This window comes from Roseateles depolymerans, assembly GCF_003387155.1.
GTDB classification, from domain to species: domain Bacteria; phylum Pseudomonadota; class Gammaproteobacteria; order Burkholderiales; family Burkholderiaceae_C; genus Roseateles; species Roseateles depolymerans.
In genome coordinates, this window is the sequence record NZ_QUMT01000003.1 from 846,653 (window position 1) to 871,411 (window position 24,759).

Genomic DNA, 24,759 nt, shown 5'->3' on the forward strand with positions numbered 1-24,759 from the left:
GGCCACCGCCCTCGATATGCGCCGACACCAGGAGGAATGATTCATGAACCCGAAGTCCCCGCAGTCTCGCCAGTCCCAGTGGTCCACGGCTGAGGTCGCGTCGCCGTCTGCCTCCGGATCCGTGTCCGGACGCAGCTTCAGCGCTGCGCGCAGCGGCGCTGTCCGTGCACTGGCCGGCGCGCTGGTCCTCAGTGCCCCGCTGCTGCTCAGCGGCTGCGGCTACAACGAATTCCAGAACCTGGACGAGCAGGTGAACGCCAGTTGGTCCGAAGTGCTGAGCCAGTATCAGCGCCGCAGCGACCTCATTCCCAACATCGTCAACACGGTCAAGGGCGAGGCCAACTTCGAGCAGGAGACGCTGACCCGCGTGGTGGAAGCCCGCGCCAAGGCCACCAGCATCCAGGTCACGCCTGAACTGGCCAAGGACCCGGAAGCCCTCAAGCGCTTCCAGGCGGCGCAGGGGGAGCTCTCCAGCGCGCTCAGCCGGCTGCTGGCGGTCAGCGAGGCCTATCCCACGCTGCAGTCCAACCAGGGCTTCCGGGACCTGCGGGTGCAACTGGAAGGCACGGAGAACCGCATCACCGTGGCTCGCAACCGCTATATCAAGTCGGTGCAGGAGTACAACGGCCTGACCCGGCGCTTCCCGACCAACCTGACCGCCAAGATGTTCGGGTACGAGGTCAAGCCCAACTTCACCGTGCAGAACGAGGCCGCGATCTCGGCACCGCCGACGGTGAACTTTGACAAGCCGGGGGCCGCGGCTCCTGCTCCTGCTCCAGCGCAGACCCCGGCCCCTGCGACCGGCGCGTCCGCATCGTCGCTGACGCTGCCCGGCCCGGGTGCGGCACCGGCCTCGCGCTGAGGCCGGCCGCATGCGGATCCGCCTGGTTCCGGACCGGCCGCCCAAGGTGCCTTGGGTGTCTTTGCTGCTGGCGCTGGTGGCCCTCCTGTTGAGCCTGTCGGGGGTCGTCCCAAAGGCACATGCCCAGGACGTGCAACCGGTGCCGGCCCTCACCGGCCGGGTGATCGACCAGACCGCCACCTTGAGCGAAGCGCAGCGCCAGGCGCTGGAGCGCAAGCTGGCCGCCTTCGAGCAGGAGGCCGGTCCGCAGATGGTGGTGCTGATGGTGCCCAGCACGGCGCCGGAGGACATTGCTGCCTACGCCCAGCGGGTGGGGGATCAATGGAAGATCGGTCGCCGCACTGTGGGTGATGGTCTGCTGATCGTCGTGGCCAAGCAGGACCGGCGCATCAACATCCAGACTGCCAAGGCGCTGGAAGGTGCGGTGCCGGATCTTGCCGCGCGGCAGATCATCGAGCGGGACATCACGCCGGCCTTTCGCGCTGGCGACTATGCCGGCGGCCTGAACCGTGCGGTGGATTCGCTGCAGGCCCGCATCCGCGGGGAACACCTGCCGGCACCAACCGCGAAGGAGCGACGCACGGCGCCCTCCTCCGGCAGTGGCTTCGATTTCGGTGGTGCGGCTGCGTTGTTCTTTATTGGCGTGCCGATCGCCGGTGCGCTGCTCACCGCCATGATGGGTCGCAAGCTGGGGAGCCTGGTGACGGGCGGTGGCGCGGGTGCCCTCGGCTGGCTCTATAGCGGCAGTGTGCTGATGGGCATCGGCGCTGCACTGGCCTCGCTGGTGCTGGTCGGCGTGCTGGGCATTGGCGCGGCCCGGCGGCGCTACAGCGGTGGCGGCGCCAGTCCCTATCGCAGCAGTGCGCACGGCATCGGCAGCCGCAGTCCCGGTGTCTTTATTCCGCCGGTGATCTGGGGCAGCGGCGGTGGAGACGGCGGGGGCAGTTGGGGCGGTGGTGATGGCGGTGGCTTCTCCTCCGGCGGCGGCGGTGACTTCGGCGGCGGTGGCGCCTCGGGAGATTGGTGATGACAGCTCCAGCGAACTCCTCACCGCAGGGTCGCCCGGCGCCGACGTCCTCGCGCTGGGCCCGGCTGCTGCGGCATCGCCTGTGGGATGAGGCCGACGCGCATCGCGTCCTGCCCCCGGAGGCGCTGGCGCGTCTGGCCGCCCGGGTGGCCGAGAGCGAGCGACGCCACGGCGGGGAGATCCGCCTGTGTGTGGAAGCCAGCCTGCCACTGAGCTACCTGTGGCGGCACGCCAGCGCGCGCGAGCGGGCGGTCACGCAGTTCGGCAAGCTTCGGGTCTGGGATACCGAGCACAACAACGGCGTGCTGATCTATTTGCTGCTGGCGGAGCACGCCATCGAAATCGTGGCGGACCGCGGGCTGAACCAGCGGGTCAGTGCCGAGCAGTGGCGGACCGTCATCAACAGCCTGCGTGCAGCACTGCAGGCCGGACGTTTTGAAGAAGGCCTGACGGAGGCGGTGCAGGCGGTGGAGCAATTGCTGGCCCAGCACTTCCCGCCCTCGGACGACGGGCCACGCAATGAGCTGCCCAATGCAGTCGTGGTGCTGTAGAGCGAGCTGACTGCCGGGACCAGAGCTTGGCGCTGAGCGACGAACTCACGCCAGCCGCGGATACGGCGGCAGCGGCTTCAACTTCGTCTTGAATGACTCCCGCAGCGGCGGATGGCTCAGCTTGGGGAAGTCGAACTGCGGCTCCGGACATTGCACATCCGGCAGGTGGTCCAGCAGGTGGCGGATCAGGGTCAGTCGGCCGCGGCGCTGGTCGTTGAAGTCCACCAGCGTCCAGGGCGCATGCGGCGTGTGGGTCGCCTTGAACATGCGGTCGCGCGCCCGGCCGTACTCCTCATAGTGCTCGCGGGATTGCAGGTCAATCGGCGAGAGCTTCCAGCGCTTGAGCGGATCTTCCGCCCGCTCGGCAAAGCGCTCTTCCTGATGTTCCTGATCGACGGTCAGCCAGTACTTGAACAGCAGCAGGCCGTCCTCCACCAGCAGCTCCTCGAAGCGCGGCACTTGGGCCAGAAATGCGTCGGTCTGCTCGGGCGTGCAAAAGCCCATCACCGATTCCACGCCGGCGCGGTTGTACCAGCTGCGGTCGAACAGCACGAGCTCGCCCGCCGCCGGCAGATGAGCCACATGACGCTGGAAGTACCACTGGCCTTGTTCCCGCTCACTGGGCTTGGACAGCGCCACGGTGTGGCACTGGCGCGGGTTCAGCGTTTCCGAGATGGCATTGATCACGCCACCTTTGCCGGCGGTGTCCCGGCCTTCGAAGATCACCAGCACGCGGTGACCGGTGAGCTGGAGCCAGCGAGCCACATTGTTCAGCTCGACCTGCAGGGCTTCCAGGTGCTCGAGGTAGTCGGACTTGGAGAGCTTGTGATCGGCCAGGTCGATGCGGGAGGCGGTTGACTCAGCCTTGCCGGACTTGGAGGCCTTGGCCGCCTTGTCCGACGGGCCGCCCTGGCCTGCGTCCTTGTCCTTGCCCTGCTTCTTCTTGCCCATGCGCTGTCACTCCGGAAATGGAATGCACACAGGCTAACGGATTCAGCGCGGAACGGGGGCTTATTCCAGCGCCAGCACCTGCATGGCCGCCCAGCTCTCCCCCGGCGCCAGCGTCACCGGCTGCAGCACCTGGGCCGCTTCCACGCACAGCATCTGCCGGTAGCCGTCGGCCGGCATGTCGCTGAACTGCGCGCCCTTGACTTCGCCCGGGTTCCACACGACCACATCGGAGAAGCCTTGCTGGGCAATGCGCAGACGCCGGTCCGCGTCACGCAAGATGAGTGTGTCCTTCAGGTCCTGATAGATGCGGTCCAGCTCACTGCCATCCAGGCGCAGCAGATCCTCGTGCTGGGTGCCGGCGCGCTGGTCCACGGAATCCCAGTACGCCAGCCCGGACAGGCCCTGCAGCGAAGCGCTCATGGCGCTGGTCAGACGCAGGTAGGTGTGCAGGGCCGCCGCGAAGGAGAACGGGGCCTCGCCGCGGTTTTCGCAGGCCAGCTCCATCTCCAGCGTGCGACCGCTGACGCGGATGCTGATTTCAGCCTCGAACTGATGGGGCCAGACCATGCGGGTGGCGCCGTCGTCGGTCAGGCGCAGCACGGCCAGCGCGTCGTCCTTGCCGACTTCGGCGCTGACCAGTTGCCAGGGCTTGTTGCGGGCAAAGCCATGCTTTTGCAGCGGGCCACGGGCATTGAACTGCGGGAAGATCACCGGAACACCGCCGCGAATGGCCTGGCCGGTGGCAAAGGCGCTGGTGGGCGACAGATACAGCTGCTCCTCGCCCCCTGCCGGCACCCAGGACACCAGATGGGCGCCATGCAGCAGCAGCGTGGCCCGTGCGCCGTCGGGCGACACGAGTTCAAGGGCTTCAAGACCGTGGGAGCGGGTGACGGGAATGGGGCTCATGGCGACTTCTGGCTGCTTCAAAAACAAAAAAACCCACCGGGGGACCGGTGGGTTCGGGGCCGGTTGGGGCCTTATTTTCGTTCAGAGACTGGCTTGCGCGGACCGGGCAGCACGCCGTTGACCGCGTTGTCGCTCAACAGACGCGAACTGGCGATGCCGGCCATCTGGTAGCTCTTGTCGGTCAGGTTGTTGGCGATCTGGTCGACCAGGGCCTTGACCAGCAGACCCACCACACCGCCGCTGCTGTTGTTGTTCTGCTCGGCAGTGGACGCCGAGGCACGGCCGTTCCACAGCTGGGTGCCGGTTCGCAGGTCCACCAGCACGGCTTCCATTTCCACGACGGCTTCGGCGCTCACCACCTTGTAGGTGGAGCCATACCGCTTGACCTTGACGTACAGGCCAGCGTCGGCACCGAAGATGTCGCGCAGCTTGGCACGGTCGATGGACTGCGCGTCCACGGCATTGTCGATGCCATTGGTGCGCAGGGTTTCATCGACCAGCGACACCGGCAGCACGTAGTAGCCGGACTCGGCCAGCGGCTGCGTCAGCGTGGAGAGCACCGCGTAGGACGCGCCCACTTCCGGCGAATCGTTCACCGGCGGCAGGATGAGCACCGAAGCCGGCTTGGCCGCCTTGAAGGCGGTGTAGTCGTACGGCGTGGCCTGGTGGGCACAAGCGGTCAGGGCTGCCAGCACGGCAGCGGCACCGCCCAGGCGCAACATGCGCGCCACGGCCGGGGGCAAGAGACGGGAAAACAGGGTCGTCATGAAAAGCTCCGGGGCCGGGGTCATTTCGCGGCGGCCACCGGGGCGGCGGCAGTCGCGGGGGTGGCGGTCGAGGCGGTGGGTGCGGAAGCACCGGCGGCCGGCATGCTGGCGGCGGCGCGGCGCTTGAGCAGCAGGTCCACGTAGGCGGCGGATTCGGGGAACAGCGCGCGTTCAGCTTCCAGATGGGCCTTGGCGGCGTTGTCGTTGCCGACCTTCGCATACAGCAGCGCCAGGTGACCATGCAGGCCCGGAGGCGAGGCTTCGTTGGCGGCCTTGTTCTTCACCAGCTGGGCTTCCAGCTTGTCAATCTGTTCGCCGGCATTGGCGCCCGAGGTCTTGAAGTAGTCGTACAGATTGGACTGGTAGCCGCTCCACTGGTACAGCGGCTTGGGCGGCTGGGCGCAAGCGGTGAACAGGCCGCACAGGACGGTCGTCACGAGCAGGGCTCCGCGGCGGCCAGCGGTCTGGCCGATCATGGGGGTCTTCATCATGGGGGGCCTCAGCGCGCTTGGGGCTTCCAGGCGCCGTTGTCGACGCCTTGCACCAGGTTGTTCACTGCTTCGCGGATGGCCAGGTCCAGCACCTTGCCGTTGAGCGTTGCGTCATAGCTGGCGGTGCCGCCAAAGCCGACCACTTCACGGGTGGATAGCGTGTATTCACCGGCGCCTTGCACCGAATACACCACTTCCGAGGTCTGGCTGTTGACCACGTTCAGCGTGACCTTGGCATAGGCCACTTGCGTCTTGCCGCGGCCCAGCACGCCGAACAGCTGCTGGTCGCCGACTTCCTTGCGACCGAATTCGGTGACGGCGCCGGTGACCAGGTAGTCAGCGCCCTTGATGTTCAGGGCACCGGCCTTGAACTTGGCTTCCTGCTGGGCCTCTTCGAGGTTGTCGCGGTCCAGCACGTTGAAGCGGTTGGTCTGCTGCAGATGAGCCACCAGGATCGACTTGGACTGGCTGCCCAGGCGGTCGACTGCATCCGCAAACATGCCGCGCATGTAGCTGGAGCGGTTGTCGAACTTGCCCACGGCGATGGGGGCGCGCGGGCCTTGATAGGCCGACGGCGCGGGGGTGGCCGGGCGCGGCACGTCGATGGTGCGCGATTGTTCTGTGGCGCAAGCGGACAGAGCGGCAACGGCCACGGCCAGGGTGGCGCGGCGCGTCCAGGTGGTATTGAACATGAAACTCCCTCAAATGCAGCATGAACCTCCCAGGGCGGGAGGGCGGCGTTCGTCGTGTTGGTGAACGCTACGTGAGCAACTGTATCTCTGAGACCGGGGGGGTCCCGGTCGGCATGCCCGGTGTTTGACCGAGTACATGTGAACCACTGCATGAAAAACGGCAGGCCCTCCCCCAAAGGGTGGAACCTGCCGTTGGAGGTACACCACCGTGGTCGTCACCACGAGTGATGGCAGTGATGAGCGCAGGCCGCGGGCGGCCGATGCTCAGCGCTTGGCGCGGAACTTGCGCAGCGCGGCGATCTGCGCGGCCATGGCCGCGAATTCGCTCTGGGCCTTGGCGAAGTCGATATCGCTCTTGGCGTTTTTCATGGCCTCTTCGGCGGCCTTCTTGGCGGCTTCAGCGCGGGCTTCGTCGAGGTCTTTGCCACGGATGGCGGTGTCGGCGAGCACGGTCACCACATCGGGCTGCACTTCGAGCAGGCCGCCGGCCACGAAGACGAATTCTTCCTCGTTGGTGTCGGCGCGCTGGATGCGCACGGCGCCCGGCTTGATGCGGGTGATGAGGGGGGTGTGCTTGGGCAGGATGCCCAGCTCACCGCCTTCGCCCGGAAGCGCCACGAACTTTGCCTCGCCCGAGAAGATCTGCTCCTCGGCCGAGACCACATTCACGTGGATCGTTGCTTGGCTTGCCATAAGGTTTCCAATCTATCGATACCCGCAAGGACCTAGCCCTGCAAATGTCGGCTTCGCCGAATTCCAGAGCGTGTCCTGCGAGGGAAAAAGATTCAGAAAGCAAGCAGACGGTGGGAGGGCTAGGCGCGGCGCGGAGCCGGACTTTCGTCCGGCGAGCACCGCAACGACGCCCTCGCGCCGTATGCGCCGCTTACTGGATCTTTTTCGCTTTTTCGAAGGCTTCGTCGATGGTCCCGACCATGTAGAAGGCTTGTTCGGGCAGATGGTCGCACTCGCCGTTGACGATCATCTTGAAGCCGCGAATGGTTTCCTTCAGGGGCACGTACTTGCCGGGAGCGCCGGTGAACACTTCGGCCACGTGGAACGGCTGCGACAGGAAACGCTGGATCTTCCGGGCGCGTGCCACGGCCAGCTTGTCTTCCGGCGACAGTTCGTCCATACCCAGGATGGCGATGATGTCGCGCAGTTCCTTGTAGCGCTGCAGCACGGACTGCACGGCACGGGTGGTCGAGTAGTGCTCTTCGCCGATCACGTTCGGGTCGATCTGACGCGAGGTCGAGTCCAGCGGGTCCACGGCGGGGTAGATACCCAGCGACGCGATGTCACGCGACAGCACGACGGTGGCGTCCAAGTGGGCGAAGGTCGTGGCGGGGGACGGGTCGGTCAAGTCATCGGCCGGCACGTACACGGCCTGGATGGACGTGATCGAACCGACCTTGGTGGACGTGATCCGCTCTTGCAGACGGCCCATTTCTTCCGCCAGCGTCGGCTGATAGCCCACGGCGGAAGGCATACGGCCCAGCAGTGCGGACACTTCGGTACCGGCCAGGGTGTAGCGGTAGATGTTGTCCACGAAGAACAGCACGTCACGGCCTTCGTCACGGAAGGCTTCGGCCATGGTCAGGCCGGTCAGTGCCACGCGCAGACGGTTGCCCGGAGGCTCGTTCATCTGGCCGTAGACCATGGCGACCTTCGACTTGCTCAGGTCCTCCTGGTTCACGACGCCAGCGTCCGACATTTCATGATAGAAGTCGTTGCCCTCGCGGGTACGCTCGCCCACGCCAGCAAACACCGACAGACCCGAGTGAGCCTTGGCGATGTTGTTGATCAGCTCCATCATGTTCACGGTCTTGCCCACGCCGGCGCCACCGAACAGACCCACCTTGCCGCCCTTGGCGAACGGGCAGATCAGGTCGATCACCTTGATGCCGGTTTCCAGCAGTTCCTGCGACGGGCTCAGCTCGTCGTAGGCCGGGGCCTTGCGGTGGATGGCGGCCGTCTGAGCGTTGGACACGTCGCCGCGTTCATCGATCGGATTGCCCAGCACGTCCATGATGCGGCCCAGGGTGGCCTGGCCGACCGGGACCTTGATCATGTCGCCGGTGTTGTAGACCTCGGTGCCGCGGCGCAGGCCGTCGGACGAACCCAGGGCAATGGTACGGACCACGCCGTCGCCCAGCTGCTGCTGCACTTCCAGCGTCAGGGCCGAGCCTTCCATCTTGAGGGCGTCGAACACCTTCGGCATCTGGTCACGCGGGAACTCCACGTCCACCACGGCGCCGATGCACTGAACGATCTTGCCCACCGATTGAGTGTTAGCCATTTCTTCGTTCCTTCAATTCAAATCTATGCGTTGACGGCGATCGCTCGCCGGTCAACCGCTGATGGCGGCGGCGCCGCTGACGATTTCCGACAGTTCCTTGGTGATGGCGGCCTGACGGGTCTTGTTGTAGACCAGCTTCAGTTCACCAATCAGCGTTCCGGCGTTGTCGGTCGCGGCCTTCATGGCCACCATGCGGGCCGATTGCTCGGACGCCATGTTCTCGGCCACGGCCTGATAGACCAGGGCTTCGGTGTAGCGCACCAGCAGCTCGTTGATGACCGTCGGGGCGTCCGGCTCGTACAGGTAGTCCCAGGCGTGACCAGCGGCATCCGTCTCCAGCGACTCTTGAGTCAGGGGCAGCAACTGCAGCACCACCGGCTCCTGCTTCATGGTGTTCACGAAGCGCGTGTAGCAGAGATAGACCGCCGACAGCTTGCCTTCCGCATAAGCGTCCAGCAGCGTCTTCACCGGGCCGACGAGGCGCTCCAGCTGCGGGGCGTCGCCCAGCTGCGTGGCATGCGCAACGACCTTGGCGCCGATGCGGTTCATGAAGCCCAGGCCCTTGTTGCCGATCGCCACCACTTCTGCCTTCTGACCAGCCGCCTCGAGCTCCTTGAGCTTGTTGGTGGTGGCGCGAAGCAGGTTGGTGTTGAGACCGCCGCACAGGCCCTTGTCGGTCGTGACCACCACGAAGCCCGCCGTCCTGGCGTCCGGATTGGCCACCATGAACGGGTGACGGTATTCCGGATTGGCCTTGGCGAGGTTGGCGGCAATGTTGCCCACCTTCTCCGCGTAAGGACGGGCCGCGCGCATCCGATCCTGCGCCTTGCGCATTTTCGAAGCGGCGACCATTTCCATGGCCTTGGTGATCTTCTTGGTGTTTTCGACCGACTTGATCTTGCCGCGAATTTCCTTGCCTGCTGCCATGATTTCTCCTTTCAGTTCCCCGACAAGGCCGCATCGCTGCGGCTGGAGCGCCCCCCGCGCCCGGCCGGGGCCGGGTCATGAGGGATGCGTCGGGGGTGGGTCATGTTCAGGCGAAAGACTTCTTGAAGGAAGTGATCGCAGCGTTCAGTTCGGCTTCGGCGTCCTTGTCCATGGCCTTCGCATCTTCCAGCTTTTGCAGCAGGGCAGCGTGCGAAGTCTTCAGGAACTGGTGCAGACCGTGCTCGAACGCCAGGACCTTCTTGACTTCGATGTCGTCCATGAAGCCCTTGTTGGCGGCGTACAGCGACGCACCCATCAGGCTGATGGGCAGCGGCGAGTACTGGGCCTGCTTCAGCAGTTCCGTCACGCGGGCACCACGGTCCAGCTGCTTGCGGGTCGCGGCGTCCAGGTCGGAAGCGAACTGCGCGAAGGCAGCCAGCTCACGGTACTGGGCCAGGTCGGTACGGATACCGCCGGACAGCGACTTGATCAGCTTGGTCTGGGCAGCGCCACCGACGCGCGACACCGAGATACCGGCGTTGATCGCGGGACGGATACCAGCGTTGAACAGGTTGGTTTCCAGGAAGATCTGGCCGTCGGTGATCGAGATCACGTTGGTCGGAACGAAGGCGGACACGTCACCGGCTTGCGTTTCGATGATCGGCAGCGCCGTCAGCGAACCCGTCTTGCCCTTGACTTCACCCTTGGTGAAGGCTTCCACGTAGTCGGCGTTCACGCGGGCAGCGCGTTCCAGCAGGCGGCTGTGGAGATAGAACACGTCGCCGGGGAAGGCTTCGCGGCCCGGAGGACGGCGCAGCAGCAGCGACACTTGACGGTAGGCCACGGCCTGCTTGGACAGATCGTCATAAACGATCAGGGCGTCCTGGCCACGGTCACGGAAGTATTCGCCCATCGTGCAGCCGGAGTAGGCCGACACGTATTGCATGGCGGCGGATTCCGAAGCCGAGGCGGCCACCACGATGGTGTAGTCCATCGCGCCGGCTTGTTCCAGAGCGCGCACCACGTTCTTGATCGACGAAGCCTTCTGGCCGATCGCAACGTAGACGCAGGTCATGTTCTGACCCTTCTGGTTGATGATCGCGTCGATGGCCACGGCGGTCTTGCCGGTCTGGCGGTCGCCGATGATCAGCTCGCGCTGGCCACGGCCGACGGGCACCATCGAGTCGATGGACTTCAGACCGGTCTGCACCGGCTGGTCCACGGACTGACGGGCGATCACGCCCGGCGCGACCTTTTCGATCACGTCCGTCATCTTGGCGTTGATCGGGCCCTTGCCGTCGATCGGCTGGCCCAGGGCGTTCACCACGCGGCCAATCAGTTCGGGGCCGACCGGCACTTCGAGAATGCGGCCCGTGCACTTGACGGTGTCGCCTTCCACGATGTGCTCGTAGGCACCCAGAATCACGGCACCGACGGAGTCGCGCTCGAGGTTCAGCGCCAGGCCGAAGGTCTGGCTGCCGTCAGCGGCAGCGGGGAACTCCAGCATTTCGCCTTGCATCACGTCGGACAGACCGTGCACGCGCACGATGCCGTCCGACACGGACACCACGGTGCCCTGGTTGCGGACGTCGGTCGAAGCGCCCAGGCCTTCGATGCGGCTCTTGATGAGTTCGGAAATTTCAGCAGGATTCAGTTGCATTGCTTGCTCCCATCGGCATCCTGCCGAAGCAGGACACCAGGGTGAATCGGGGGGATCTTGGCAGTCGGGCTGTCCGCAAGAGGCCGGAGCCTCAGGCGGTCAGCGCCACTTTCATGCGTTCCAGACGGGCCTTCACCGAGGTGTCCAGCACCTCGTCGCCGACCACCACACGGATACCGCCGATCAGGCCAGGCTCCAGCTCAACATGGGCTTGCAGCTTGCGACCGAAGCGCTTCTCCAGCGTGGCCACCACGTCGGCCAGCTGAGCTGGTTCGATGGGGTAGGCGCTAAAGATCTGCGCGTCGGCCACGCCGGCAGCCGTGTTGGCCAGCTCGTGGAACTGCTGGACCATCGCCGGCAGCGCCGCCAGACGACCGTTGGCGATCACCTCGCGCACGAAGTTCTGCACGCCCGGAAGCAGTTGCAGATTCGCGGCGGAGGCCATCACCTGGTAGACCTGGTCGGGACTGACCTTGGGGTCCTCGGCGAACTGGCGCAGCGCGCTGTCCTGGGCGACCAGGGCCAGCGCGGAGAGTTGCTCCTGCCAGGCCTTGGTGTCCTGTTGGGAGGCCACCTGGTACAGCGCCTCGGCGTAGGGACGGGCAATGGTTGCGAGTTCAGCCATGATTACAGCTCCGTCTTCAGACGGTTCAGCAATTCGGCATGCACGCTGGCATTGACCTCGCGCTGCAGGATCTGTTCGGCACCCTTGACGGCCAGTGCAGCCACCTGCTCGCGCAGGGCCTCACGGGCACGCACCGACTGCTGTTCGGCTTCCGCCTTGGCAGCAGCGATGATCTTGGCAGCTTCTTCTTCCGCGCGCTTTTTCGCCTCGTCCACGATGCTGGCGCCGCGCTTTTCAGCGTCGGACAGCAGCTTGGTGGTTTCGTTGCGAGTCTGGGCCAGTTGCTCGTCGACCTTCTTGTTGGCCGAGGCCAGTTCGGCCTTGGCCTGGTCAGCGGCGGCGAGGCCGGCGCGGATCTTGTCCGCACGCTCGTCCAGCGCCTTCACGATCGGCGGCCAGATGAACCGCATCGTGACGAACACGAGGATGATGAACGGGATCCACTGAATGAACAGGCTAGCGTTGATATTCACGGCACGATCCTTTCAGTCGTGAAAGGTTCGAGGGGAATTAGCGCAGAACGAACGGATTGGCGAAAGCGAACAGCAGAGCGATTGCAACGCCGATCAGGAACGCGGCGTCGATCAGACCGGCCAGAATGAACATCTTGGTTTGCAGTTCGTTCATCAGCTCGGGTTGACGGGCCGACGATTCCAGGAACTTGCCGCCCATCAGCGCGATGCCGATGGAAGCGCCGATCGCGCCCAGACCAACGATGATGCCGCAAGCCAGAGCGACCAGACCGAGGATGTTTTCCATGTTTTGCTCCTGAGAGAGTTAGTTTGAAAGAAAAGGGAAAGGGAACTGAGAGAACTTCGAAATGAGCTGCCGGGTCCGCCGGGTCAGTGCGCGTCGTGCGCCTGGCCCAGGTAGATCAGCGTCAGCATCATGAAAATGAAGGCCTGCAGCGTGATCACGAGGATGTGGAACAGCGTCCAGACGGTGCCGGCCAGGACGTGGCCGATCGCCAGTCCGATGCCGGTGCCGGTCAGGGCCCAGCCGCCGCCCATCAGGGCGATCAGCATGAACACGAGTTCGCCGGCAAACATGTTGCCGAACAGTCGCATGCCATGAGACACCGTCTTGGCGATGAACTCGATGATCTGCATGAGGAAGTTGAAGGGGTACAGCGCCCAGTGATCACCGAACGGCGCGGAGATCAGCTCATGGCCCCAGCCGCCCAGGCCCTTGATCTTGATGCTGTAGAAGAAGCACAGCAGCAGGATGAAGGTGGACATGCCCAGCGTGGTGGACAGGTCGGCGGTGGGCACCACACGCATGTAGGCGTGGTGCGGGTCGTGGCCGGTGGAGGCCACATAGCCGGTCCAGGCGGACGGCAGGAAGTCCACCGGCAGCATGTCCATGGCATTCATGAAGAAGATCCACACGAACACCGACAGGGCCAGCGGGCCAATGAAGGCGCGGCTCTTTTCGTTGTGGATCAGGGCCTTGGCCTGGTTGTCGACCATCTCGACCAGGATTTCCACCGCCGCCTGGAAGCGGCCGGGCACGCCGGAGTGGGCGCGACGGGCGGCCAGCCACAGCACGAAGACCGTCAGCAGGCCCAGCACCGAGGTGTAGAGCAGCGAGTCGAAATTGAAGACGCTGAAATCGACCGGGCCCACCTGCTTGGCGTTTTCGAACGAAAAGTTCTTCTGCCAGTGCTGCAAGTGGTGGGTGATGTATTCACCTGAAGTCGGCGCGTGTCCTTCTGCTGCCATGGTTGTTTTTCCGTCGCTATTTTCTGATTCGACCCTGCCGAAGCAGGGCCAGCCAATTTGCCTTCAGGCACACCACCAGGGCCGACAGCAGGGCTGGCCAGCTCAAGGCGGGGTACCACAGGACGACCGCCACCAACATGGCGACCGCCAACAACATCTTGATCAGCTCCCACACCATGAACGTCAGCACCGCAGTGCCCGGATTCATGGCGGCTCGCCGTGTGGTTCCCCACGCCATCAAGGCGCCGGGCACCACCACTGCGGCGGCACCGTACAGTGCCGACCAGGCTTTGCTGCCTTGCTGGGTCAAGAGCCCCCACAAGGCCACCATCACCGCACCGGCCACCACCTGCCAGCCCACGAGGAGCCAGGGGGAAAGCACGGGAAGCCTTTTGCGCAGCGCCGCGGCTTCTTCTGCAGTCAGGGGCTTGAAAGCCTCTGGGTCGTCCGCATGTTCACCCCACGTATCGTCGTCAGGTTGGAGTTTCGGGTTCACAACTGACTCGGGTCCGTGCGGCAAATCCGCGAGATTATATGTGGATTGTCCTTACTGCCCCTTAACAGAGCGAGTCGTGCGCCAACACGCACCAACTTGACAGCACGTGCGATCCACGACTAGGCAGCCTTGCAGGCCTGCTTGCCCCTCCCGGGGCGGACGCTTCATCAGCGTCACCGGCCTGCTCCCCCAAGGAAACAGGCTGGCTTACTCCAGACGTGCGTAATGTACCGGCAGACCGGCCACCGGCACACGCAATTGCAGCACGCAGCCGGCCAGCGGCTGGGCGGCCAGCTCTTCCGGGCTGCGCTTCTCCCGGGCCGTGGTCACAAAAAGGGTGCGCAGGTCTGCACCACCGAAGGCCGGCATGGTGGCGCAGCGCACCGGCAGCTCGATCGTCTGCAGGCACTCTCCCGATGGAGAGAAGCGATGCAGGCGCTGACCCTCCATCATCGCGATCCAGTAGCAGCCCTGCTCATCGACCGCCGCGCCGTCGGGCCGGCCGCCGTAGGTCGAGAGCGGCTGGCCTTCCGCCCGCACCGGAAACTTCAGGAAGGGGCGGCGATCGCCCAGAGTGCCGGTTTTTTGATCGAAGTCGAGCTGATAAACCTCATGGGCCTTGGTGTCGGCCCAATACATCGTGGCGCCGTCCGGGCTCCAGGCCAGACCGTTGGAGGACGTGATGCCGTCCTGCATCACTTCGAAGCGCCCCTGCCGGTAGCAATACAGCGCCGACTCGGGCTGGCGGGCGTCATCGATGGTGCCCACCCACAGGCGCCCCTGCGCATCGGCCTTGCCGTCATTGAAGCGGCGCTTGCTGGCGTCGTAGGGCGCCTGCGCCAACTGCACGTACTCGCCGCGGTCCGGGTCCATGCGCCACAGGCCGTTGCGCTGCGCCACCAGCAAGCCGCCCGATTCCAGCGGGACGATGCAGCCCGGCTCGCTGTTCAAGTCCCAGCGCTGCGGCGTGTCGTCGCCTTCCGACCAGCGAAACAGCGCATGGCCGGGAATGTCGAGGTAGTACAGCCGCTGTTCCCGCGGATGCCAGAACGGCGACTCGCCCAGCAGCGCCGGCGTCAGCGTCACCGGTTCAATGGTGGGAGTGCCCGAGTCGGGGGCGGCGGCGGAAGCGGTGGAGGTCGACATGCCCCGATGCTAAGACGGAAACCCGACGAAACTCTCAAGCGCGCTCAGTCCAGATCCACCTTCAGGTAGTGGGCCCCGGCGATCGGGTTGTAGTAGTAGGGAGGGATTTCGGTGAAACCGAGGCTGTCGTAGAGGTCGCGGGCGGCTTCCATGTCGTCCAGCGTGTCCAGCAGCATGGTGGAGTAACCGGCCGAGGTGGCCCGGTCGATCAGCGCGTGGGCCAGCGTGCGGCCCAGGCCGAAACGCCGGAAGGCCGGGCGCACGAACAGCCGCTTCATTTCGCAGGCATTCGGATAGTCGCTGTCGGGCAGCGGCCGGAATCCGCCGCACCCGGCCACCTGCCCATCCACCAGCGCCAGCAGCAGCGTTCCCTGCGGCTCGGCATAGTGGTCGGGCAGCGCGCGCAGCTCCTCGTCGAAATGCTGGAAGTCCAGCTCGATGTTCAGGCTCTGGCCGTACTCATGAATGATCTGCCGGGCCTGTTCCCACAACGCGGGCGAGTCCGGGCAGAGGATCGATATCTCTGGGGGTTCCACGGGGCGAAGTTTAGCCAGAGGCGTTCATAACGGTCATGATGGACCTCTCTAGTCGGCGGTGGCCGGCATGGGCCGCGATGTCACCCGGGCTTGGGACAGGACGCGGCGGGAGACCCGCTCGGACGACGCGGTCGGAGGCTCTCAAGGCCCCGCATCCCGCCCATGCTGCACGAAGCCCGGTCGCTCACACAAACGTTCGTAGTAAGCCTGCACCGCCGGCAGCTCCGCATGCGCAATCGGTGCCGCGCGCCACCGGTGGGTGGCCAGGCCCAGCACCACATCGGCCAGCGTGAATGTGGCCCCCAGGACCCACGGACCGCCACTGCGGTCGAGTTGCGCGTCCAGCATCGCCATGTGGCGATTCCACTGCGCCACGCTGGTGGCCTGCTGCGCCGCATCCTGGTGCGCCGGGCTCTGGCGCACCAGGCCCATGAAGGCATAACGCCAGCTGTTGTTGAGCTCGCCGGCCTGCCAGTCCATCCACATCTCGACCCGCGCCCGGTGCTTTGGATCGGCAGGCAACAGATCCAGTCGCTGCTCGCGCTGCGCCAGATAACGACAGATGGTGTTGCTCTCCCACAAGGCGAACGCGACCTCGCCCCAGGGGGTGGCCATCACGGTGCCGCCGTTGCCGCCGTCGCCGTCCTTTCCGCCGATCCCGCCTTCCAGCAACACCGGCATCATCTGGTTGGGGTTGAGCTGGCGAAACGCGTCGCTGCCCACGTCCACGTCCAGCCGCTGCAGCGGCAGCCCCAGCTCCACACCGGTCCACAACACCTTGCGGACGTTGATCGAGCCGGCGCGGCCCAGCACTCGAAGCGGGACGGGCGCAGTCATGGCTTCGTCAGTCCAGCGTGGCTTCGATGGCCTGCAGCGTCACTTCGCCCTTGGGGGTGGACAGCGTGGCACTGAGCCCATCGCGCGCCTCCAGGGTGAGCAGTTGCACGCCGCTCTCCGGCAGTTTGTCGGTCGGATGGCCGGTGCCGCTCCATTCGATCGGCGTGGGCAGGCCTTCCTTGCGCAGGCGGCGGCCGTCCTCGCGCAGGGCCAGGCGCCAGCGCATGTCGCCGCGCGAGCCTTCCACCGGCTGCCCGGCATCCACGCCCTCCCCCTGCCAGTAGGCCAGGGCGGCATCCAGATTGGGCACCCGGGCCACCCAGTGCAGCAGACCGGGCCCTTCCTGCAGCTTGGCCTGCACGGCCGGCTGATCGAGGTCGAACCAGCGGGCCCGCGCCGGCGCAGGGGCCGACGGGTCGATGGCCAGGATCTCCAGATAACAACGGGGATAGTTGGGGGCGCTGATGTTCAGCAGCAGATTGTGCGTGCCCATCCAGGCGTGTTGTCCGCCCGGCTGGGGCGACACGCCCAGCACCTGTTCGCACCACTTGCGCCCCTCCTCCAGGGTGCTTGCGGCGATGACGAGATGATCGACTTCCATGCTCATGGTTTCACAACCTCACCTGACCGTGGACCAATGGCGTCACATCGCCGCCAATCCAGCAATGCGCACCCTCCCTCGCCACATGGATTCGACCGGCACGCCCGAGGGCGGCGCCCTGGGCGGCCACATAGCGCTCTGGCGCCAGACCGGCACCTTGCAGCCATAGTGCCAGACCTGCGTTGAGGCTGCCGGTGACCGGGTCTTCCGGCACCCCCAGCGTCGGCACGAAGGCCCTGACTTCAAATTCCTGCGGCGAACCCGGAGGATAAGCGCCAACGACGCCCAACTTGAGTCCCCGCATCACATTGAAATCCGGTTGAACCTGCAGTACGGCGTCCGCCGAGGCCAGACGGGCCGCCATCCAGCCCGGTCCATTGTCCACCCAGACCAGGTCCAGCAGGTCCTGCGCCCCGATGCGCAGGGACGCCAGCACCTGGGCGCGCAGCGCAGCCTCCTCCACCGGGCCGGAGCGGCGCAGCGGCGGCGCGGCAAAGGCCAGCCGAGGTCCGTCGCGCCGAACACGCACCAGGCCAATGCCGCATTCCTGCACCACCTCGCCCGGCTTCTTCGGATCCCCGCCGCTGGCCAGCCAGGCATGGGCCGATCCGAGGGTCGGATGGCCGGCGAAAGGCAGTTCACCGCCGGGCGTGAAGATGCGGACGCGATAGTCCGCGGCCGGGTCGGTGGGCGGCAGCAGGAAGGTGGTTTCCGACAGATTGGTCCAGCGGGCAAAGGCGGCCATCTGGTCGTCGCCCAGGCCCGCACCGTCCACCACCACCGCCAGTGGATTGCCCTTCAGGGGCTCCTGGGTGAAGACGTCCACCTGGACGAATCGGCGCAACTCGGTCATGCAAATCCTCTTTCAGGATCGGGAACGATACAGGTCCGGCCGCACGATCTCCATGCCCCGCTCGGGCGCCGCCAGCGGCGTGAAGCCGTGGCGGGCATAGAGCGGATGCGCATCCCGCGTGACCAGGGAAAACCGCCGCAGTCACCGGCGCCGCCCGCGATTCCGCAGACGGCGCGCGGCCGCTCACGGCGTCGGGGCCTCGGCCATCGCCAGGGCTTCATGCAGCACCCGGCCCAGCTTCTCCACGCCTTCGCGGATGAGCGCGGGGGTGAGCGTCACGAAGGACAGGCGCAGCGTGCGCGGATCCGGCTGGTGGGCGTAGAACGCAGCGCCCGGCACGTAGGCCACGCCGGCGTCCACGGCGCGCGGCAGCAGCGCCATCGCATCCAGGCCCTCGGGCAGGCGGATCCAGAAGAACATGCCGCCTTCCGGGCTCTGCCAGTCACAGCCCTGCGGCAGATGTTGGCGCAGCGCGTCGGCCATCGCATCGCGGTTGGCCTTGTAGAGCGCGCGGATGCGCGGCACATGGGTGTCCAGGAAGCCGTCCTTGATGACCTCATGCACCACGCGCTGGTTGAAGCCCGGCGTGTGCAGGTCGGCCGCCTGCTTGGCCTGCAGCAGCTTGGGATAGATCTCGCTGGGCGCAACGATATAGCCCAGGCGGAAGCCCGGCGTGAGCACCTTGGAGAAGGACCCCAGGTAGAGGCTGCCTTCCGGCCACAGGGCGCTCAGCGACTGGGGCGGCGGCTGGTCGAACCAGAGGTCGCCGTAGGGGTTGTCCTCCACCACCGGCACACCGGCGCGGCGGGACGCCTCCATCACCGCCTCGCGGCGGGCCTGGCTCATGACGCGGCCGGTCGGGTTCTGGTAGTTGGGCAGCAAATAGCTGAAGCGGGTGCCCGGCGCATCATGCGGCAGCGCTTCGATGGCGGACGGCAGCGGCCCCTGGTCGTCACTGGCCAGGCTGGCGAACAGCGGCTCATAGGGCGTGAAGGCCTGCAGCGCGCCCAGGTAGGTGGGCGTCTCCACCGCCACCGGCGCGCCCGCATCACACAGCAGCTTGCCCACCAGGTCCAGGCCCTGCTGGGAGCCGCTGGTGATCAGCACCTGGTCCGGCGTGGCCTTCAGGCCCAGCGCCCCCACGCGCTGCGCCACCCACTCGCGCAGCGGGGCATAGCCTTCGCTGGCGGCGTACTGCAGCGCTTCCTTGGACTGATGGCTCAGCACCCGGTCGCAGGCGGCCTGGATGGCCTCGACCGGGAAGGTGTCCGCCGACGGCAGCCCCCCGGCCATGGACAGGACGCCCGGCTTTTCAGTGACCTTGAGGATCTCACGGATGATGGACGGGTTCATGCGGGCGGCACGACGGGCCTGCGTCCAGGGGCTGCGGTTCATGGAATGTCTCCGACGTCAAAGCTGGCGCAACAGCGCCTCGAACGCCAAGTCTAGTGGCCGCGACCAGCACAGAACCAATACACTGGGCCACATCAGTGCTTCATCTGTATTGGCATGGACACCAGCACAGTCACGTTCGCGGCCCCGACGGCCACCGCCGTCCTGTCGCGCAATGCCAGCGAGCCGTTGGCCCAGCAGCTGGCGCAGCGCTTTGCGGCCCGTATCCATCAGCGTCTGCTGCTGCCGGGGGCGCGCCTGCCGTCGGTGCGGGACTGTGCGCGCCATCATGGCGTGAGTCCGTACACGGTGGTGGCGGCCTACGACCAGCTCCTGGCCCAGGGTTTGCTCGAGGCCCGCAAGAAGCGTGGGTTTTTCGTTCGCGAAACCCGGCCACAGCCGGTCCGGCTGCCGGCCACGGGCCCGGCTCCCGTGGCGGCCCCGCTGCCCCAGCCGGTCGACGCCAGCGCGCTGATCCGCGGCATGTTCCAGGCAGACGCCCGCCGCTCTCCGGGCCTGGGCACCCTGCCGGCCGAATGGCTGGACCTGCCCCTGCTGCAGGGCACCCTGCGCCGGCTGGCCAGCCAGGCGGACGATGCGCTGCTGTCCGGCTACGGAGATCCGCTGGGCGACCTGCGCCTGCGCGAGGCGCTGTCGCTGCGGCTGCTGGACCTGTCGGTGCAGGCCGCGCCGTCGCAGGTCATGAGCACGGTGGGCGCGACCCACGGACTGGACCTGATCACCCGCGCCTTTCTCAAGCCGGGCGACGCGGTGCTGGTGGACGATCCGGGCTGGGCCATCGAATATGCGCGGCTGTCGCAGGCCGGCATGCGGCTGCTGCCGGTGCCGCGCGGCGACCTGGGCCCGGACCTGGACGTCATGCGCCGCCTAGTGGCGGAGCACCGGCCGCGGATGTATGTGACGGTGTCGGTGCTGCACAACCCGACCGGCGCCACGCTGAGCCTGTCCAGCGCGCATCAGATCCTGCGCATTGCGCATGAGGCGGACCTCCTGATCGTCGAGGACGACACCTATGCCTTTTTTGCGCCGAACCATGCCCCGCGGCTGGCGGCGCTGGACCAGTTGCAGCGCACGGTCTACGTCTCTGGGTTTTCCAAGATGCTGTCGCCGTCCTGGCGGGTGGGTTTCGTCGCCGCCAGCCCGGACCGGATTGCCCAGCTGACCGAGCTCAAGCTGCTGGCCTCGCTCACCACCAGTCCACTGATGGACCGGGCGGTGGCCCTGTGTCTGGAGCAGGGGCTGCTGCGTCGTCATGCGGAGCGGGTCGCTGCCCGGCTGGAGACCGCCCGCCAGCGTTGCACGCGGCTGGTGGAAGAGTCCGGCTTCCGGTTTGCGGCGCCGCCTGCGGGCCTGTTCGGCTGGGTGGAGGTAGGCGTGGACACCGAGCGGCTGGCCCAGCCGATGATGGACCAGGGCTGGCTGATCGCACCCGGTCTCCTGTTCAGCCCGACCCGCCAGCCCGGCACGATGATGCGCATCAATTTCGCCACGTCGCAGGATGCGAAGTTCTGGCGCGCGCTGGTGGAGACGGTGGAGCGGCTGCGCCGTTGAGACCGCCGCCCGCGCCGAGTCGAATGCACCGAGTCGTGTGCGCCTAAGATCTGCGCCATGAACGCACACACTCCTTCCAGCGCCGAGGCCCTGGGCCAGGCCCTCGCCGATGCCTGGACCCGCGGCCAGGTGCTCCATGAGCAGGACTGGTCACTGGCCGACGAGGCAGCGGCCTATGCGGCGCAGGAGGTGCTGTCACGCACGCTGCAGTGGACGGCGCCGGGGCGGCCGCAGTACTGGAAATGCGGCGGTGGTTCCCGCACGGCCGCACTGGGCCACGCCCCGCTGGCGCCCATGGGCGTGCGGGAGGTGCGCGGTCTGCGCAATGGCGGTGATTTCAGCGACCTGCGGCTGTTTGGCGCGGAGGCCGAGATCGCGCTGCGCCTGGGCGTGGATGTCACGCCGTCGATGGCCGCGGGTCTGGCGCCGGGGGAGACCGGTGACCTGATCGACGCCATGTGCGTCGCGGTCGAATGGATTTCCTCGCGCTGGGCCGGCGGCATGAAGGCCGACCCGCTGCTGCGACTGGCGGATGCGCAGTCCCATGGCGCGCTGGCGCTGGGGCCGTGGCAACGCTGGGACCCGTCACGGGACTGGCGACAGCAGCCCTGCGAGCTGCAGATCGGCGACGCCGCGCCGCTGGCAGGCCGGGGCGGACACGGCCTGGACGATCCGGGCTGGACGGTGGCGCATTGGGTAAAGGCAGCCACCCGCAACGGGCAGACCTTGCCGGCGGGCAGCGTGGTCACCACCGGCGCCTGGCGCGTGGCGCTGGACCTGGCGCCGGGCACGACGGTGACCGCGCGGTATGAGGGGCTGGGCAGCCTGACGGTGCGCAACTAAGCCCGGCCTCGCGCCTACTTCGCTTCGAGCACTTCCCAGCGCTCCATCAGCGCCAGCAGCTCGTCATCGATCTCCGCCACCCGCTGGGTGACCTCGTTGATGCGAGCGGCGCCCTGGGCGTAGAGATCGGTGCCGTTGAGCAGCGCATGCAGATGGGCCTGCTCCGTCTCCAGCGCGGCGATCCGGCCCGGCAATTCCTCCAGCTCCCGCTGCTCCTTGTAGCTGAGCTTGCGCTTGGTGGCCACCACCGGGGCCACGGCCGGAGCGGGGGCAGGCGCCGGTGCCGCGCCCACTGCAGGGGCCTGGCGTGCACGGATCTCCGCCGCCCGGCGGGACTGCGTCAGCCAGTCTTCCACACCGCCTTCGTACTCCCGCCAGAAACCGTCGCCTTCACTGACGATGGTGGAGGTGACCACGTTGTCCAGGAAGCGCCGGTCATGGCTGACCAGGAAGACGGTGCCGTCATAGTCGGCCAGCAGCTCTTCCAGCAGCTCCAAGGTCTCGATGTCCAGGTCGTTGGTCGGCTCGTCCAGCACCAGCACATTGGCCGGACGGGCAAACAGGCGCGCCAACAGCAGCCGGTTGCGCTCGCCGCCGGAGAGGCTGGACACCGGAGAGTCCGCCCGCGCCGGCGAGAACAGGAAGTCGCTCAGGTAGCTCTTCACATGCTTGCGCTGGGTCCCGATCTCGATCCATTCGCTGCCCGGGCTGATGGTGTCGGCCAGGGTGGCCTGCAGGTTCAGCGCGTCGCGCATCTGGTCGAAGTAGGCCACCGTCAGCCGGCTGCCCATGCGCACCGTGCCGCTGTCCGGCGGCAGTTCCCCCAGGATCATCTTCAGCAGCGTGGTCTTGCCCGCGCCGTTGGGGCCAACCAGGCCGATCTTGTCGCCGCGCAGGATGGTGGCCGAGAACTCGCGCACGATGTCCCGGTCCCCATAACGCTTGCTGACCTTCTCCAGCTCCGCCACGATCTTGCCGCTGGACTCGCCGGTGGCCACATCCAGCCGCACCTTGCCCTGCACATCCCGGCGGGCCTGCCGGTCCTGGCGCATCTGCTGCAGGCGCTGCACCCGCGCCACGCTGCGGGTCCGCCGGGCCTCGACGCCCTTGCGGATCCAGACTTCCTCCTGGGCCAGCAGCTTGTCGAAGCGGGCATTGGCCAGCGCCTCGTTTTCCAGTTCGTAGGCCTTGGCGGCCTGGAAGGCGGCGAAGTTGCCGGGGTAGCCGCGCAGCTGGCCGCGGTCCAGTTCCACGATGCGGTTGGCCACGTTGTCCAGGAAGGCGCGGTCGTGGGTGATCAGCAGCAGCGAGCCCTTGAAGCTGGTGAGCAGCTCTTCCAGCCAGCGGATGGCGTCCAGGTCCAGGTGGTTGGTCGGCTCGTCCAGCAGCAGCACATCCGGCTGCGCCACCAGCGCACGCGCCAGGGCCACGCGCTTTTTCAGGCCGCCGGAGAGCTCCCCCACGCGGCGGTTGGCATCCAGGCCCAGCCGGTGCAGGGTCTCGTCCACCCGCTGTTCCCAGTTCCAGGCGCCGATCTGCTCGATGCGCTCCTGCACCCAGCCCAGGTCGTCGTTCTCGTCATGGGCTTCGTAACGCTCGCGCAGGCTCTTGGCTTCCGCCACGCCTTCACTCACCACGTCGAAGATGCTGGCCTCGGGCCGCAGTGCGGGTTCCTGCGGCACGTAGACGCTGGTCAGGCCCTGCTGCAACTGCAGCAGGCCATCATCCAGCTTCTCGAGGCCGGCCAGGACCTTGAGCATCGACGACTTGCCGGTGCCGTTGCGGCCAATCAGGCCGACGCGTTCGCCGGTTTCCAGCGCGAAGTTCGCCCCGTCCAGCAGAGGGACGTGGCCAAAGGCCAGGTGGGCATTGGTGAGGGAGAGGACAGCCATGGGGCGATTGTCCCCGATCGCGCGCCGCCCCCCTGCTCAATCGTCCGACGAGAAGCCCGACGCCTGCACGATGGGCCCCCAGGTGGCCCGCTCGCTGGCCAGCCGGCGGGCATAGTCCGCGGGGGACAGCACCAGCGGCTCGAAGCCCAGCTTGGCCAGCCCCTCCACCACCTGCTTTTCCCGCAGCGCCACGCGGGCCAGGTCGAACACCTTGTCGACCACCGAGGCCGGTGTGCGGGCCGGCAGGAACAGGCCGTAGGTCTCCACCCCCTGGATGCTGGCCCATCCCTGCTCCGCGAAGGTGGGCACTTCCGGCGCAAACCGTGAGCGCTGCTGGTCGGTGACGCCCAGGATGCGGATGCGGCCACTGGCCAGATGCGGCAGGAAGTCGCCCAGGATGAAGCAGCCGGAGGCGATCTGTCCGCCCATCAGGTCCTGCAGGCCGGGTGCGGCGCCGCGGTAAGGCACGTGGGTGAGCCGAATGCCGGCCGCCCGCGCGAACTGATCACCGAGGAAATGCGGCATGGCGCCGGCCGCCGGCGAGGCATAGGCGGATTGGTCGGGATGCGCCTTGGCCCAGGCGACAAAGTCGGCAAGGGTGCGGACCGACGTGGGCACCATCGGTCCGACGCCGAAGCCGCAGGTGGCATTGGCCACCGGCGAGACCGGGATCACATCCGTGTCCGGCTTGTAGGCCAGCTTGCGGTAGACATGCGGATAGATGGTGAACATCGACGAGGGGCTCATCAAGAGGGTGCCGCCATCGGGGGGGGCGTCCTTGAGCGCGGCAATCGCGAGCCGTCCGCCCGCGCCCACCCGCTGGTCCACCAGCACCGTCTCGGCCAGCCGGCCGCGCCAGGCTTCCGCCACCCGGCGCGCGCACACGTCCACCGATCCCCCGGCCGGGAACCCGACCAGGATGCGCGGCATGCCCGCCTGCGCCTGGGCGCGACCCGGGCTGCCCAGCCCGCCAAGGGTGGCACCGAGGGCGGCCATCCAGAGGCCGGCCTCGCGTCGGTTCATCACGGACGGCCGCTTGCCGTCGGACCTGTCGAAACTGTCCTTCATCGCCTTGTCTCCTGTCGTGCGCCTGTGACCGGCGCTGTGTTGGGAAT

At 66.8% G+C, this 24,759-nt stretch carries 27 protein-coding genes; 5 read left to right on the forward strand and 22 right to left on the reverse strand.

The window, feature by feature from the left end; all coding sequences use genetic code 11:
• The first annotated feature begins 169 nt into the window (after window positions 1–169).
• From DES44_RS17595 to DES44_RS17605, 3 genes are read left to right on the forward strand one after another with little or no spacing between them, the layout of a single operon-like run.
• Window positions 170–862, forward strand: coding sequence for a LemA family protein (locus tag DES44_RS17595; RefSeq protein ID WP_232309999.1), 693 nt, complete (start codon window positions 170–172; stop codon window positions 860–862).
• 10 nt (window positions 863–872) lie between these two features.
• On the forward strand, window positions 873–1,889 hold the full coding sequence (locus DES44_RS17600) for a TPM domain-containing protein (RefSeq protein WP_058933489.1): 1,017 nt from the start codon (window positions 873–875) through the stop codon (window positions 1,887–1,889).
• Window positions 1,889–2,440, forward strand: coding sequence for a TPM domain-containing protein (locus tag DES44_RS17605; protein WP_058933488.1), 552 nt, complete (start codon window positions 1,889–1,891; stop codon window positions 2,438–2,440). The genes DES44_RS17600 and DES44_RS17605 overlap by 1 nt, the downstream gene beginning before the upstream one ends.
• Window positions 2,441–2,485: 45 nt before the next feature.
• Here the strand turns inward: DES44_RS17605 and ppk2 are convergent, their stop codons facing one another.
• The 20 genes from ppk2 to DES44_RS17705 all read right to left on the reverse strand — a co-directional run bounded on the left by ppk2 (window position 2,486) and on the right by DES44_RS17705 (window position 19,340).
• Window positions 2,486–3,391, reverse strand: a complete 906-nt coding sequence (gene ppk2 / locus DES44_RS17610) for a polyphosphate kinase 2 (RefSeq protein ID WP_083525250.1) — start codon at window positions 3,389–3,391, stop codon at window positions 2,486–2,488.
• A 60-nt stretch (window positions 3,392–3,451) separates the two neighbouring features.
• Window positions 3,452–4,297 carry a D-hexose-6-phosphate mutarotase gene (locus DES44_RS17615; RefSeq protein WP_116001690.1) on the reverse strand — a complete coding sequence of 282 codons (846 nt, stop codon included), beginning with the start codon at window positions 4,295–4,297 and terminating at the stop codon, window positions 3,452–3,454.
• A gap of 71 nt (window positions 4,298–4,368) precedes the next feature.
• Window positions 4,369–5,019, reverse strand: a complete 651-nt coding sequence (locus DES44_RS17620; RefSeq protein WP_058937132.1) for a DUF799 domain-containing protein — start codon at window positions 5,017–5,019, stop codon at window positions 4,369–4,371.
• 65 nt (window positions 5,020–5,084) lie between these two features.
• Complete coding sequence (locus tag DES44_RS17625) at window positions 5,085–5,555, reverse strand: DUF4810 domain-containing protein (RefSeq protein ID WP_198164878.1); 471 nt, start codon at window positions 5,553–5,555, stop codon at window positions 5,085–5,087.
• A gap of 8 nt (window positions 5,556–5,563) precedes the next feature.
• Complete coding sequence (locus DES44_RS17630) at window positions 5,564–6,247, reverse strand: CsgG/HfaB family protein (protein WP_058933486.1); 684 nt, start codon at window positions 6,245–6,247, stop codon at window positions 5,564–5,566.
• Between the two features lie 264 nt (window positions 6,248–6,511).
• A complete protein-coding gene (locus DES44_RS17635) occupies window positions 6,512–6,940 on the reverse strand; it encodes a F0F1 ATP synthase subunit epsilon (RefSeq protein ID WP_058933485.1) in 429 nt (142 codons plus the stop codon).
• A gap of 190 nt (window positions 6,941–7,130) precedes the next feature.
• A complete protein-coding gene (gene atpD / locus DES44_RS17640) occupies window positions 7,131–8,543 on the reverse strand; it encodes a F0F1 ATP synthase subunit beta (protein WP_058933484.1) in 1,413 nt (470 codons plus the stop codon).
• A 51-nt stretch (window positions 8,544–8,594) separates the two neighbouring features.
• Window positions 8,595–9,470, reverse strand: coding sequence for a F0F1 ATP synthase subunit gamma (gene atpG, locus DES44_RS17645; protein WP_058933483.1), 876 nt, complete (start codon window positions 9,468–9,470; stop codon window positions 8,595–8,597).
• 106 nt (window positions 9,471–9,576) lie between these two features.
• On the reverse strand, window positions 9,577–11,130 hold the full coding sequence (gene atpA, locus DES44_RS17650; RefSeq protein WP_058933482.1) for a F0F1 ATP synthase subunit alpha: 1,554 nt from the start codon (window positions 11,128–11,130) through the stop codon (window positions 9,577–9,579).
• A 91-nt stretch (window positions 11,131–11,221) separates the two neighbouring features.
• A complete protein-coding gene (locus DES44_RS17655; protein ID WP_058933481.1) occupies window positions 11,222–11,755 on the reverse strand; it encodes a F0F1 ATP synthase subunit delta in 534 nt (177 codons plus the stop codon).
• Between the two features lie 2 nt (window positions 11,756–11,757).
• A complete protein-coding gene (locus tag DES44_RS17660) occupies window positions 11,758–12,228 on the reverse strand; it encodes a F0F1 ATP synthase subunit B (RefSeq protein ID WP_058933480.1) in 471 nt (156 codons plus the stop codon).
• A 37-nt stretch (window positions 12,229–12,265) separates the two neighbouring features.
• Window positions 12,266–12,514, reverse strand: coding sequence for a F0F1 ATP synthase subunit C (gene atpE / locus DES44_RS17665; RefSeq protein WP_058933479.1), 249 nt, complete (start codon window positions 12,512–12,514; stop codon window positions 12,266–12,268).
• 83 nt (window positions 12,515–12,597) lie between these two features.
• The gene (gene atpB, locus DES44_RS17670; protein WP_058933478.1) at window positions 12,598–13,476 is read right to left on the reverse strand and encodes a F0F1 ATP synthase subunit A; all 879 of its coding nucleotides are present in this window, start codon (window positions 13,474–13,476) and stop codon (window positions 12,598–12,600) included.
• A 16-nt stretch (window positions 13,477–13,492) separates the two neighbouring features.
• Window positions 13,493–13,972, reverse strand: a complete 480-nt coding sequence (locus DES44_RS17675; RefSeq protein WP_058933477.1) for an ATP synthase subunit I — start codon at window positions 13,970–13,972, stop codon at window positions 13,493–13,495.
• Between the two features lie 207 nt (window positions 13,973–14,179).
• Window positions 14,180–15,118, reverse strand: coding sequence for an SMP-30/gluconolactonase/LRE family protein (locus DES44_RS17680; RefSeq protein ID WP_058933476.1), 939 nt, complete (start codon window positions 15,116–15,118; stop codon window positions 14,180–14,182).
• A 44-nt stretch (window positions 15,119–15,162) separates the two neighbouring features.
• Window positions 15,163–15,654 (reverse strand): GNAT family N-acetyltransferase, encoded by a 492-nt coding sequence (locus tag DES44_RS17685; RefSeq protein ID WP_058933475.1) that lies wholly within the window; start codon window positions 15,652–15,654, stop codon window positions 15,163–15,165.
• A 141-nt stretch (window positions 15,655–15,795) separates the two neighbouring features.
• A complete protein-coding gene (locus DES44_RS17690; protein WP_058933474.1) occupies window positions 15,796–16,491 on the reverse strand; it encodes a glutathione S-transferase C-terminal domain-containing protein in 696 nt (231 codons plus the stop codon).
• Window positions 16,492–16,498: 7 nt separating this feature from the next.
• Complete coding sequence (locus DES44_RS17695; RefSeq protein ID WP_083525248.1) at window positions 16,499–17,098, reverse strand: VOC family protein; 600 nt, start codon at window positions 17,096–17,098, stop codon at window positions 16,499–16,501.
• A 4-nt stretch (window positions 17,099–17,102) separates the two neighbouring features.
• Window positions 17,103–17,945, reverse strand: coding sequence for a PhzF family protein (locus tag DES44_RS17700; RefSeq protein WP_058933472.1), 843 nt, complete (start codon window positions 17,943–17,945; stop codon window positions 17,103–17,105).
• Between the two features lie 183 nt (window positions 17,946–18,128).
• Window positions 18,129–19,340 (reverse strand): aminotransferase-like domain-containing protein, encoded by a 1,212-nt coding sequence (locus tag DES44_RS17705; protein ID WP_058933471.1) that lies wholly within the window; start codon window positions 19,338–19,340, stop codon window positions 18,129–18,131.
• Window positions 19,341–19,454: 114 nt separating this feature from the next.
• Here DES44_RS17705 and DES44_RS17710 point away from each other — a divergent pair, with 114 nt between their 5' ends.
• Window positions 19,455–20,909, forward strand: a complete 1,455-nt coding sequence (locus DES44_RS17710) for an aminotransferase-like domain-containing protein (protein WP_058933470.1) — start codon at window positions 19,455–19,457, stop codon at window positions 20,907–20,909.
• A 57-nt stretch (window positions 20,910–20,966) separates the two neighbouring features.
• Window positions 20,967–21,752, forward strand: coding sequence for a fumarylacetoacetate hydrolase family protein (locus tag DES44_RS17715; protein ID WP_058933469.1), 786 nt, complete (start codon window positions 20,967–20,969; stop codon window positions 21,750–21,752).
• A 14-nt stretch (window positions 21,753–21,766) separates the two neighbouring features.
• Here DES44_RS17715 and DES44_RS17720 read toward each other — a convergent pair whose 3' ends face one another.
• Both DES44_RS17720 and DES44_RS17725 read right to left on the reverse strand, forming a co-directional pair.
• A complete protein-coding gene (locus DES44_RS17720; RefSeq protein WP_058933468.1) occupies window positions 21,767–23,644 on the reverse strand; it encodes an ATP-binding cassette domain-containing protein in 1,878 nt (625 codons plus the stop codon).
• A 36-nt stretch (window positions 23,645–23,680) separates the two neighbouring features.
• On the reverse strand, window positions 23,681–24,712 hold the full coding sequence (locus DES44_RS17725) for a Bug family tripartite tricarboxylate transporter substrate binding protein (RefSeq protein WP_058933467.1): 1,032 nt from the start codon (window positions 24,710–24,712) through the stop codon (window positions 23,681–23,683).
• Window positions 24,713–24,759: the final 47 nt, after the last annotated feature.

Coding starts and splice junctions, on each gene's coding strand:
- DES44_RS17600 (WP_058933489.1), top strand. CDS start 873: ATGCGGATCCGCCTGGTTCCGGACCGGCCGCCCAAGGTGCCTTGGGTG.
- DES44_RS17655 (WP_058933481.1), bottom strand. CDS start 11,755: ATGGCTGAACTCGCAACCATTGCCCGTCCCTACGCCGAGGCGCTGTAC.
- DES44_RS17615 (WP_116001690.1), bottom strand. CDS start 4,297: ATGAGCCCCATTCCCGTCACCCGCTCCCACGGTCTTGAAGCCCTTGAA.
- DES44_RS17635 (WP_058933485.1), bottom strand. CDS start 6,940: ATGGCAAGCCAAGCAACGATCCACGTGAATGTGGTCTCGGCCGAGGAG.
- atpG (WP_058933483.1), bottom strand. CDS start 9,470: ATGGCAGCAGGCAAGGAAATTCGCGGCAAGATCAAGTCGGTCGAAAAC.
- DES44_RS17715 (WP_058933469.1), top strand. CDS start 20,967: ATGAACGCACACACTCCTTCCAGCGCCGAGGCCCTGGGCCAGGCCCTC.
- DES44_RS17605 (WP_058933488.1), top strand. CDS start 1,889: ATGACAGCTCCAGCGAACTCCTCACCGCAGGGTCGCCCGGCGCCGACG.
- DES44_RS17690 (WP_058933474.1), bottom strand. CDS start 16,491: ATGACTGCGCCCGTCCCGCTTCGAGTGCTGGGCCGCGCCGGCTCGATC.
- atpE (WP_058933479.1), bottom strand. CDS start 12,514: ATGGAAAACATCCTCGGTCTGGTCGCTCTGGCTTGCGGCATCATCGTT.
- DES44_RS17620 (WP_058937132.1), bottom strand. CDS start 5,019: ATGTTGCGCCTGGGCGGTGCCGCTGCCGTGCTGGCAGCCCTGACCGCT.
- DES44_RS17710 (WP_058933470.1), top strand. CDS start 19,455: ATGGACACCAGCACAGTCACGTTCGCGGCCCCGACGGCCACCGCCGTC.
- DES44_RS17630 (WP_058933486.1), bottom strand. CDS start 6,247: ATGTTCAATACCACCTGGACGCGCCGCGCCACCCTGGCCGTGGCCGTT.
- DES44_RS17705 (WP_058933471.1), bottom strand. CDS start 19,340: ATGAACCGCAGCCCCTGGACGCAGGCCCGTCGTGCCGCCCGCATGAAC.
- atpD (WP_058933484.1), bottom strand. CDS start 8,543: ATGGCTAACACTCAATCGGTGGGCAAGATCGTTCAGTGCATCGGCGCC.
- DES44_RS17700 (WP_058933472.1), bottom strand. CDS start 17,945: ATGACCGAGTTGCGCCGATTCGTCCAGGTGGACGTCTTCACCCAGGAG.
- atpA (WP_058933482.1), bottom strand. CDS start 11,130: ATGCAACTGAATCCTGCTGAAATTTCCGAACTCATCAAGAGCCGCATC.
- ppk2 (WP_083525250.1), bottom strand. CDS start 3,391: ATGGGCAAGAAGAAGCAGGGCAAGGACAAGGACGCAGGCCAGGGCGGC.
- DES44_RS17720 (WP_058933468.1), bottom strand. CDS start 23,644: ATGGCTGTCCTCTCCCTCACCAATGCCCACCTGGCCTTTGGCCACGTC.
- atpB (WP_058933478.1), bottom strand. CDS start 13,476: ATGGCAGCAGAAGGACACGCGCCGACTTCAGGTGAATACATCACCCAC.
- DES44_RS17680 (WP_058933476.1), bottom strand. CDS start 15,118: ATGTCGACCTCCACCGCTTCCGCCGCCGCCCCCGACTCGGGCACTCCC.
- DES44_RS17695 (WP_083525248.1), bottom strand. CDS start 17,098: ATGAGCATGGAAGTCGATCATCTCGTCATCGCCGCAAGCACCCTGGAG.
- DES44_RS17725 (WP_058933467.1), bottom strand. CDS start 24,712: ATGAAGGACAGTTTCGACAGGTCCGACGGCAAGCGGCCGTCCGTGATG.
- DES44_RS17625 (WP_198164878.1), bottom strand. CDS start 5,555: ATGATGAAGACCCCCATGATCGGCCAGACCGCTGGCCGCCGCGGAGCC.